Genomic DNA, 1658 nt, shown 5'->3' with positions numbered 1-1658 from the left:
CGCAGGATATTTTTATGATATTATTAAAATATATTACTCCCAGTTTCTCGTTATTTTTTATCAACAAAAAATATTTTTTATTTTTGTTTTTGTTTAGTTCTTTTAAAAATATTAAGTGATTTTTATAATTTATATTTTTTGTTTTCATAAATTTAGAGATATTTGGAGAATTTCTTATATAAAAAATTTCCTTTTTTTCTTCTTTTGTAAGATTAGTAAAATTTTTATAAAAAATCACTTTATAACCTTTATACTTTTAAACACTTCAGCATATTGAAGACCAACTCTCATTCCTTGGTATTGTGCATTTATTTTTATCCCCTCTAAACTTCTTGGATGGGGATAATTTCTTAGTTCTGATTGATAAAAAGACATAGCTTTTAGCTTCAAATCAAGCGTCTCACTAATATCAAAAAATACATTAGGTTGAAAGCTTAATGGATAGTTCCATTCTGTACTCGAAAGAATTTCAAAACTATAAATTTCTTTAACACTTTCTTCTTGTAGAGATCTTGTAGCAGTAATTGTTGCTTTGTATGTAATTTGATGGTCTATATTGAGATCTTTTTCATAATGTGTGAAAATTATATTTGGTTTAATTTCATTTTTAACTTCTTCTATACTTTTGACTATTTCTAATAATGGTATTTTATCAAAAGCATTATCAGGAAAAAACTTTCTAAAAACTTTTTTAATGCCTAAAAGATTATTTGCTTTAAATAACTCATCTTCTAAAATTTCTTGTTCATTTTCACTATTTATCTCTCTGCTTGTTTTACCTTCTCCAAGTATTAAAGTATAAGCTTCATATCCTTGTTGAATATATTTTGCTATAGTTCCAAAGCATCCTAAAACTTCATCATCTGGGTGAGCTGCTATAATTAAAATTTTGTTATTTTTCATAAAATATTACCTCTGCTTTTATTTTATTATTGTGTTTTTTTGCGTTTTGAAAAACCATTTTTATATTTTCAAATTCCAAAAAAGCTTTTGGATAATCAATGGCATCAAGCATGCGTATAAAATCATATATTTTTATCAAATTTGGATTTTCGAGTGTATTGATATTACTTTGTTCTTTTGTTCTTCTTTTGAAAATTACTACTTTCCCTTTTTGTATGCGAGGGTTGATTTTTGTATGTAAAATTCTTGGTATTAGTTTAAAGAATATGATTTTTGAGATTTTTTCATAAATTCGTTGTGCATTTGAAATTTTAAAACTAATATTGTGTTTTAGATATATTTCTCCACCATCTAATGTATCACAAGCTTTTAAAGCACAAATTTTGCTTTTATATACCCCTCTTATGATTAAATTTTGTAAAGGTGAACCTCCTCTTCCAAATGGTAAATTTCCAAGGTGGAAAATAATACATTGATAGTTATTGTAAATTTCTTGAGGTATATAGAAAGACCAATGCGGGAAGAATATGTAATCTGGATTTATTTTTGTTATTTTTTCTAAAGTAAGATCGTCTTTTTTTGTTATGAGGTAAAAAGTATATGTTTTATATAATTCTTTTAGTTTATAAAAATTATTAATATTGTGCTCTCTAAGAGTTGCTATGATTATATTCAAACTGCAACTCCATATATTTGATTAAATATATTTAAGTTGTTACCCCCCCCCATGTATGCAAAAGACAAATTTACAAAAT

Annotated in this window: 2 protein-coding genes and 1 pseudogene; all 3 read right to left on the bottom strand. The window is 25.0% G+C overall.

Annotated features, from left to right (window positions below; translation table 11 throughout):
* Positions 1-238 (bottom strand): annotated as a pseudogene (locus CAMP5063_RS08255) (UDP-4-amino-4,6-dideoxy-N-acetyl-beta-L-altrosamine N-acetyltransferase); the annotation flags it as partial.
* The gene (locus CAMP5063_RS08250) at positions 235-903 is read right to left on the bottom strand and encodes a PIG-L deacetylase family protein (protein ID WP_263665125.1); all 669 of its coding nucleotides are present in this window, start codon (positions 901-903) and stop codon (positions 235-237) included. The gene CAMP5063_RS08250 and the pseudogene CAMP5063_RS08255, both read right to left, overlap by 4 nt.
* Positions 893-1579: a methionyl-tRNA formyltransferase gene (locus CAMP5063_RS08245; RefSeq protein WP_258108356.1), complete on the bottom strand. Its 687-nt coding sequence runs from the start codon at positions 1577-1579 to the stop codon at positions 893-895. Before CAMP5063_RS08245 ends, CAMP5063_RS08250 begins: the two co-directional genes overlap by 11 nt.
* Positions 1580-1658 lie beyond the last annotated feature (79 nt).

The sequence above is a fragment of the Campylobacter sp. RM5063 genome, from assembly GCF_024723655.1.
In the GTDB taxonomy this organism is placed as follows: domain Bacteria; phylum Campylobacterota; class Campylobacteria; order Campylobacterales; family Campylobacteraceae; genus Campylobacter_D; species Campylobacter_D lari_D.
This window is presented reverse-complemented; position numbering and strand designations above follow the sequence as displayed.

Excerpts from the sequence above, each read along its gene's own strand:
- CAMP5063_RS08250 (WP_263665125.1), bottom strand. The coding sequence starts at position 903 with ATGAAAAATAACAAAATTTTAATTATAGCAGCTCACCCAGATGATGAA.